Origin of the sequence: Sphingomonas sp. Ant20 (assembly GCF_000783375.1) — a bacterium.
GTDB classification, from domain to species: Bacteria; Pseudomonadota; Alphaproteobacteria; order Sphingomonadales; family Sphingomonadaceae; genus Sphingomonas; species Sphingomonas aerolata.
Map to the genome: position 1 here is coordinate 1 of NZ_JRVI01000201.1, position 6,138 is coordinate 6,138.

Annotated in this window: 11 protein-coding genes; 5 read left to right on the top strand and 6 right to left on the bottom strand. The window is 58.2% G+C overall.

Annotation, left to right across the window (positions count from 1 at the left end; all coding sequences use genetic code 11):
- Positions 1–125 precede the first annotated feature (125 nt).
- Positions 126–452, top strand: coding sequence for a transcriptional regulator (locus tag NI18_RS18105; RefSeq protein WP_306286502.1), 327 nt, complete (start codon positions 126–128; stop codon positions 450–452).
- 1 nt (position 453) lies between these two features.
- On the opposite strand, the gene NI18_RS27350 is transcribed toward NI18_RS18105, so the two are convergent.
- From NI18_RS27350 to NI18_RS18115, 3 genes are read right to left on the bottom strand one after another with little or no spacing between them, the layout of a single operon-like run.
- On the bottom strand, positions 454–627 hold the full coding sequence (locus NI18_RS27350) for a hypothetical protein (RefSeq protein ID WP_306286503.1): 174 nt from the start codon (positions 625–627) through the stop codon (positions 454–456).
- Positions 609–896 carry a hypothetical protein gene (locus NI18_RS18110; RefSeq protein ID WP_306286504.1) on the bottom strand — a complete coding sequence of 96 codons (288 nt, stop codon included), beginning with the start codon at positions 894–896 and terminating at the stop codon, positions 609–611. Before NI18_RS18110 ends, NI18_RS27350 begins: the two co-directional genes overlap by 19 nt.
- Positions 889–1,164 (bottom strand): hypothetical protein, encoded by a 276-nt coding sequence (locus tag NI18_RS18115; protein WP_037532005.1) that lies wholly within the window; start codon positions 1,162–1,164, stop codon positions 889–891. The genes NI18_RS18110 and NI18_RS18115 overlap by 8 nt, the downstream gene beginning before the upstream one ends.
- 167 nt (positions 1,165–1,331) lie before the next feature.
- Here NI18_RS18115 and mobQ point away from each other — a divergent pair, with 167 nt between their 5' ends.
- Together mobQ and NI18_RS27355 are read left to right on the top strand one after the other, a co-directional pair.
- Complete coding sequence (mobQ, locus tag NI18_RS18120; protein WP_306286505.1) at positions 1,332–2,168, top strand: MobQ family relaxase; 837 nt, start codon at positions 1,332–1,334, stop codon at positions 2,166–2,168.
- Positions 2,165–2,542 (top strand): hypothetical protein, encoded by a 378-nt coding sequence (locus tag NI18_RS27355; RefSeq protein WP_017183757.1) that lies wholly within the window; start codon positions 2,165–2,167, stop codon positions 2,540–2,542. The genes mobQ and NI18_RS27355 overlap by 4 nt, the downstream gene beginning before the upstream one ends.
- A gap of 435 nt (positions 2,543–2,977) precedes the next feature.
- Here the strand turns inward: NI18_RS27355 and NI18_RS24655 are convergent, their stop codons facing one another.
- The 3 genes from NI18_RS24655 to NI18_RS23660 are packed head-to-tail and all read right to left on the bottom strand — an operon-like array spanning position 2,978 to position 4,083.
- Positions 2,978–3,379, bottom strand: coding sequence for a hypothetical protein (locus NI18_RS24655; protein ID WP_128082315.1), 402 nt, complete (start codon positions 3,377–3,379; stop codon positions 2,978–2,980).
- A 33-nt stretch (positions 3,380–3,412) separates the two neighbouring features.
- A complete protein-coding gene (locus NI18_RS24660) occupies positions 3,413–3,604 on the bottom strand; it encodes a hypothetical protein (protein ID WP_128082316.1) in 192 nt (63 codons plus the stop codon).
- Between the two features lie 32 nt (positions 3,605–3,636).
- On the bottom strand, positions 3,637–4,083 hold the full coding sequence (locus tag NI18_RS23660) for a hypothetical protein (RefSeq protein WP_084215278.1): 447 nt from the start codon (positions 4,081–4,083) through the stop codon (positions 3,637–3,639).
- A 1,274-nt stretch (positions 4,084–5,357) separates the two neighbouring features.
- Between NI18_RS23660 and NI18_RS18135 the strand changes: the two genes are divergently transcribed.
- Positions 5,358–5,660 (top strand): type II toxin-antitoxin system HigB family toxin, encoded by a 303-nt coding sequence (locus NI18_RS18135; RefSeq protein WP_017183753.1) that lies wholly within the window; start codon positions 5,358–5,360, stop codon positions 5,658–5,660.
- 11 nt (positions 5,661–5,671) lie between these two features.
- On the top strand, positions 5,672–6,037 hold the full coding sequence (locus NI18_RS18140) for a hypothetical protein (protein WP_017183752.1): 366 nt from the start codon (positions 5,672–5,674) through the stop codon (positions 6,035–6,037).
- The last annotated feature ends 101 nt before the right edge of the window (positions 6,038–6,138 follow it).

Below are 6,138 nucleotides of genomic sequence, written 5' to 3' on the forward strand. Positions count from 1 at the left end.
CGTTCATAAAAGTTTATTTGGGACGCATGCTGAATATGACCGCATCGACGCCGCGACCGTCGATCAGTTTTTGAAGGACAGGCAAATGGATATCAGACCTATCAGGAACGATGACGACCATCGGGGTGGCAGTCGATGAAATCCGCGCGCTCTGGAGCGCGGAAGCGGGCAGCGCGGACGAGGATCGTCTCGACGTACTGGCAACGCTGGTCGATGAATATGAGCGGAAACGGTGGCCGGTCGACAAGCTGGACCCGGTGGAAGCGATTGAGGCCGCCATGGAGGCAGAAGGGCGCACCCGCGCTGACCTGGCGTCCCTGATCGGCCAATCGCGCGCGACCGAGGTTCTGGCCCGCAAGCGGGGGCTGACCCTCCACATGATCCGCAAAATCGAACGGGCATGGCATGTCCCTGCATCAGTCCTTGTCCGCGAATATCAATTATCGCGCTAAATCAGGGCTGTTGCTCATAGAGCGGCACCCACTTGCCTTTGCATGTGTTGGATTTGGCATCCCATCGTGCGGTGCATCCGTATAGCTGGCGCTCGATTTTGGGTTCCTGCGCCCAGCGGTAGGCGAGAGCCGCGGCGAAGATCAGGCCCAGCCCGATCAGGCGGCGGCGATCCATTCCTTCAGGCGATCCCACCAGACCCCCGCGCTGACCCGCTGAAGCTCCCCAGCGGCCCGGTGGAGGTCATGAACCTCCACGCTTGCCTGTGCGGTCCATTCGGCGCGCTGGCGGGCGTCCTGCTCGATTTGCCGGGACAGGGCAGCGACCTGCTGGGCGACCCCTTCGGCCCCGGCCTTGCGCATGGCGTCGAGCAGGGTGCGATAGTCCGTGCCGGGATCGGAGGGAGGGGGCGCGTCGAACTCGGCAGGGTCGAAGGGATCAGGCATCGGCGGGGCTTCCCTTGAAGGTCCAGCCCTCGAACGCCTTGCGGTCCTGATCGCGGCTGATCCGCGTCATCAGGTCATCGAGGCGGGTTTCCCATGCGGGGTCTTTCATGGCGGCATCGAGGAGCAGACCGCCGAGGATGATCTTGCGGCGGGCATCGGCCTTGCGGTTAAGGGTGGTGGCGCGAGCTTCCAATGCCTGCAACCGGGCCTTGGCCTGCTGGACCTTGCGACGGGCAGTTTCGATAGCCTCTGGCGTTGGAGCAGCCATGGTCAATCCTTTCGCTGTGCAATACTGATAGCACCGGACCCGACCGAGCGAAAGAGAGGAAGGGCGCACTTATGCAAACTTGCGTTTGCGTGCGGTAGGGGATACCCCTACACCCCAGCGGGCTATCGCCCGCGCCATGCTCCCGCATGGCTAGCAAGGGCGCGGCGATGGCGAGCTTCCATCTTGCGGTGAAGACGATAGGTCGTTCCGCCGGTCGCAGCGCGACGGCGGCAGCGGCCTATCGTGCGGGCGTCGAAATCACGGACGAGCGCACCGGCATCGTCCACGATTACACCCGCAAGCAGGGCGTCGAACATAACGCCCTTGTTGTACCTGCTGACGCCCCGGCGTGGGCCAATGATCGGGCCGCGCTCTGGAACGCCGCCGAGCAGGCCGAGACGCGCAAGAACTCGACCGTCGCCCGCGAATATGAAATCGCGCTGCCTGCCGAGTTGTCGGCCGAGGCGCGGCGCGAGCTTGCGCTAGGCTTCGCGCGGGAAATCAGCGAGCGGCATGGGGTGGCGGTGGACGTGGCGATCCACGCACCAGGTCGCGAGGGCGACCATCGCAACCACCACGCCCATCTGCTGACGACGACGCGGCGGATCGGCCCGGAAGGGCTGGGCGTGAAGACCCGCGAACTGGACCAGAAGACGAGCGGGGAGGTCGAGCGCTGGCGTGGCCGGTGGGCCGAGATGCAGAATGCGGCGCTGGAACGGGCCAACGTCCCGGAGCGGGTGGACCATCGCAGCCACCAGCGACGCGGAATAGAGCAGGAGGCAACCGTGCATATGGGGCCGAGCGCGACGGCGATGGAGCGCCGTGCCGAGCATCAGGCCATGCGGGAAGGACGGGCCTATGAGCCGGTAACGATGGTGGGCCAGCACAACGCCGGCGTCATCGAGCAGCGGGGCCTGCGCCAATATATCGAGCGGGGGACCGAGTGGCTGCGCGATGCGGGGCAGCGGATATCGGGTAGCTGCATGAGTTTGCAGCCACCTTGAGCGGCGCGGTCGATCGCGATCGGCGTGATGCCTCCGAGGCGCAACGTCAGGAGCGGCTTGCCGCCGAGCGCGCCCGTGAGCAGGCACAGGAGCGCCAGCAGGCGCTGGAACGGGAGAAAGTGGCGGAGAAATTCAGGGCCATCGCCGGGAAGCGCGAGGCGGGCGCCCCCGGCTATGGCGATCATAACAGCGACTGGAAGGCGACCCCGGAGGCGCTCCGCAAGGCGGTGGACGCCTATAACGGAGCGAACCAGCATACCAAGGATCTCTACATCGAGAGGATCCAGCGCGAACCCCAGATGACGCGCGCCATCGGCCAGCTCATCAATGAGCGCGAGCTGGTCCTGCAACGGGATCGCGGCATGAGCCTATAAGGCATCAGCCATGCGCGGAATCATGTGTTTTCTACCCGTACTGCCTGACGGCATCTGCTTTGTTCGCCGCTCTCACCGTACCACGGAATTCAAAGCCTCTCCTGAGGTAGCGAGCCCTGCGCCACTTGTTTCCTTGCGCACCGTATATCAATCGAATGATGATGAAGGCGAGGGCTATAGCTCCGCCAATCACCCGAGTTGCATCTTCGGGGCCATATCGACGCTGCTCGTCGCTCGCGACACCAGCTGCAAAAATTTAAAATGAATTCGAGTGGAAGCATAAAAAGCGCAGCAATAAGGAAGCCGCTAAAAAGCGACCAGAATGATCCAAAAAAAGAAGGCAGGCCAGCACCATCCGTTTTTTACAGCTCCAGAACTTCCTTTGGAGTTTGAGTATACGTTAAATTCCCTCAATTTTTCCCCCATCTAATTGTATTAAAGCGTTTGAGCCGCGCGTTTGAAGTAGATCATGCTATCTTCAAAGTGATTAACTAGGCTGTCGCTGCCCATAGCAATAGCAAGTGCCCACCTTGAAACGAGAGAATATCCGATATGCTCTAGACCAACATCTCCGCCCATAAGGCGAAGTTCATCTTGTCTCTTCGCAAGAGTATCAAGGTAGGATTTTTTTTTTTCTGCGAAATCGAGTTCATTGAAACCTTTTGGTGTATAGCGACGGTGGAAGTCTGCAAGTGCATCATTGATACCTTTGCCAACTCTCGCTTGTTTTGAAAGAGGAGCAACTCTCGCTACTGCAATAGTTTGATCAAACTCTTTGCGCATTGTCGCTTCTGCTGCACTTTCGCTGCTAGCCTTCTTTTTGAACAAGCCGAACATAATTTCATCGCTCCATTAAATCATGAATAACCATTATTCTGGAATCCATTCTTTCTCGTATTCGTCAAATTTCAGTGTTGTAATAGGGCCACCTATGCCATCAGGAGTTATTTCTATGGTAATGTTGTTTCCTAATAAGGGGGCTGCCTTTGCTTTGGCGTCAGCGAGATCGGTGCAGCGAATGGTATCCCCGTTTTCTAAATTTAAAATAACTAGGTCGGCCATTTGATAATTCCTTGATTGGAAGTTCCAACGTTCTACGCATCATCGCCGCTAGGGCTGTCGCCCTGGCGGCTAAACAGGCGTGACCAGAAACCACGCTGGGGGACAGGCTGTAGGGCGGCACGTTGATCGGTCAGCGCGAGGCGCTGGGCTTGTTCCCGCCACGCATTGCGCTCTTCGATCAGGTCGGCCTCACGCTTCTCTGAACGTTGTAGAAGGTCGCGTAAATGCTCGGTTTCTACCTGCGCACCAGAGGGCGGAACGTTGCGCACATCAGGTGCGGAAGTATGCGGAGATTGCGTACTTTCCGATCCGCGATCTGGATATACACGGAACAATTCGACAGGCTCGATATGCCAACTGCCGCTATCGCTTTTAGTAGCAGAGATACGACCTTCTCGTATCGCTTTCAGGATGGCAGATTTGGAGCGTCCGACCCGTTCCGCCGCCTCTTTTGGCCCTATGGAAGTCCTGCTTACCATTGCGCACTTAGTCCTGTGTACCGCGTACCGTATGGAGCGCGGAGGTGTCCAGTCCATCGGGTTGCTCTATAGCTGGTAAATCTGGTTCCATCCCCGGAAGGGATGGTTCAGACGGGGGAGGAAGGCCGGGACCGCTTGGCAACTGGCGTTCACCCGGAAACAGGTTAGGCAGACGATGGAGCGCCGGTTGCGCGCCCAGCTCCTCACGATCCGGTTGTTCATCGTCTGCGATCAACACAGCCGCCGAAAACAGGCTGTAGCGGATGCCATCACGCTTACCGGTCCATGCTACTCGGTCATTGATGATGTAGGCGCAGGCTGTCCCGGTTGGGCCGATCTGGCGGACTTCGATCCACCCCTGTTCACGGAGTATAGACAAAGCCCGCTTGAGGGTCGGGAGTGAGCAATGCGCGGCCTTTGCCAATGTCGTTTGGCTGGCCACAATGGCATTATGTCGTCCCATTTGAGCTACCAGCACATGGAGCACCGATGACGCACGGGGATTGGCGATAGCCAGTTGCGCCCATCTCTCATGAGCAGCGCGATCAGTCTGCACCCATGTACCGCCCGGTGGGGTGGTCAAACCTAGTTGCTTAGACTTTTGCGACATTGGCACTCCCGAGTCCCACAGGCTGATGAATTTTGTCAGTCGTGAGCTAGGGGTAGCTCACCCGTGAACGGATTTTGAAAGACAGTGAATAAAATCGAAAATTTCTATGCCCCGGTCTATGATCTAATTTCAATCAAAAACTTTCGGATTTTATCCGAACCTAGCTCATAGCTGGTGAGCTAGGGGTAGCTCATAGCTGGTGAGCTACCCCTCTGTTATAAGGTATTGATTAATAATGGTTTTTATTCTTTGTCTTCTATGATCTTATGATTACCCCCTGAAAGGGGGCTGCGAGTTATCCATGCCTCGCCATAGCGCTATCCAAAAAGCTGGCGACGGCGAGGGGTGGGTAACTCGTTAATCAGACCGCCTGCGGCGGGAAGATTGAGTGCCGCTAGTCGCGGCACGCGCTAGGCATGCGCGGATAGGAATCCGCATCCCTTCCACGTCGCACAATGATGCAAGGTCTCAATTGGCTATCAGGGGGTGCAGGAGGCGATTTTCGACCCGTAAGCGCACAGGGGAGCGGTTGGGGGCAGGTTGGTGCCACCCAAGGGCTTGGCGGTGCCTGACGGGCACCAGAGGGCGGGCCGGGCGGTATGCGGTTTCCCGCTTTGGGAAATAAGGGGTTGTTTCCCATATTGGGAAATGGCATGATCTACCCATGAGGATCATCGCCCGCAAAACCATCGTGGCCTATTTCACGACGCATCCCCTGACCCGCGCGTCGCTGACCCATTGGCTAGAAGTTGCGGAAAATGCGGACTGGTCTTCGACAAGCGAAGTCATGGCCGATTTTTCAAAAGCAAAAACGGTGACGGCGGAGCGGGTCAGATTTGAAGTGGCGGGCGGCGATCATAGAATGATCGTTGCGTTCCATTTCCGGCGAGGGATAGCGTTCATAAAGTTTATTGGGACGCATGCTGAATATGACCGCATCGACGCCGCGACCGTCGATCAGTTTTGAAGGACAGGCAAATGGATATCAGACCTATCAGGAACGATGACGACCATCGGGTGGCAGTCGATGAAATCCGCGCGCTCTGGAGCGCGGAAGCGGGCAGCGCGGACGAGGATCGTCTCGACGTACTGGCAACGCTGGTCGATGAATATGAGCGGAAACGGTGGCCGGTCGACAAGCTGGACCCGGTGGAAGCGATTGAGGCCGCCATGGAGGCAGAAGGGCGCACCCGCGCTGACCTGGCGTCCCTGATCGGCCAATCGCGCGCGACCGAGGTTCTGGCCCGCAAGCGGGGGCTGACCCTCCACATGATCCGCAAAATCGAACGGGCATGGCATGTCCCTGCATCAGTCCTTGTCCGCGAATATCAATTATCGCGCTAAATCAGGCTGTTGCTCATAGAGCGGCACCCACTTGCCTTTGCATGTGTTGGATTTGGCATCCCATCGTGCGGTGCATCCGTATAGCTGGCGCTCGATTTTGG

What these genes read in the sequence shown, in the direction of transcription:
- NI18_RS23660 (WP_084215278.1), bottom strand. Translation starts at nt 4,083, where the DNA reads ATGGTAAGCAGGACTTCCATAGGGCCAAAAGAGGCGGCGGAACGGGTC.
- NI18_RS18110 (WP_306286504.1), bottom strand. Translation starts at nt 896, where the DNA reads ATGCCTGATCCCTTCGACCCTGCCGAGTTCGACGCGCCCCCTCCCTCC.
- NI18_RS18140 (WP_017183752.1), top strand. Translation starts at nt 5,672, where the DNA reads ATGGATATCAGACCTATCAGGAACGATGACGACCATCGGGTGGCAGTC.
- NI18_RS18115 (WP_037532005.1), bottom strand. Translation starts at nt 1,164, where the DNA reads ATGGCTGCTCCAACGCCAGAGGCTATCGAAACTGCCCGTCGCAAGGTC.
- NI18_RS27350 (WP_306286503.1), bottom strand. Translation starts at nt 627, where the DNA reads ATGGATCGCCGCCGCCTGATCGGGCTGGGCCTGATCTTCGCCGCGGCT.
- mobQ (WP_306286505.1), top strand. Translation starts at nt 1,332, where the DNA reads ATGGCGAGCTTCCATCTTGCGGTGAAGACGATAGGTCGTTCCGCCGGT.
- NI18_RS24660 (WP_128082316.1), bottom strand. Translation starts at nt 3,604, where the DNA reads ATGGCCGACCTAGTTATTTTAAATTTAGAAAACGGGGATACCATTCGC.
- NI18_RS18135 (WP_017183753.1), top strand. Translation starts at nt 5,358, where the DNA reads ATGAGGATCATCGCCCGCAAAACCATCGTGGCCTATTTCACGACGCAT.
- NI18_RS24655 (WP_128082315.1), bottom strand. Translation starts at nt 3,379, where the DNA reads ATGTTCGGCTTGTTCAAAAAGAAGGCTAGCAGCGAAAGTGCAGCAGAA.